At 56.5% G+C, this 207-nt stretch carries 1 pseudogene; it reads right to left on the bottom strand.

The features are described 5' to 3' along the window. Positions 1 to 207, bottom strand: a pseudogene (locus tag EOB49_RS37215) (hypothetical protein); the annotation flags it as partial.

Genomic DNA, 207 nt, shown 5'->3' with positions numbered 1-207 from the left:
CGATAGACCGCATCGCGCGCATCCTGGTCAAATTCATCGTCAATGGCAGCGGTCATATGTTCCGGCATCGCTTGTCCCCTTGCGATTGCAGATTCAAAACTGTCAGAGCGTACTTTGTGCGTCCAAGTAGACGCACGTCGCTCTGATGCCACCCGCCTGACCATGCGGATGACAATGCCTGCCAGGCCGGTCTTCTGGCTTGGGATC

Source organism: Mesorhizobium sp. M7A.F.Ca.MR.148.00.0.0, assembly GCF_003997735.1.
Classification (GTDB): domain Bacteria; phylum Pseudomonadota; class Alphaproteobacteria; order Rhizobiales; family Rhizobiaceae; genus Mesorhizobium.
The sequence above is the reverse complement of the archived record's forward strand: the minus strand, read 5'-3'. Positions and strand labels throughout refer to the sequence as shown.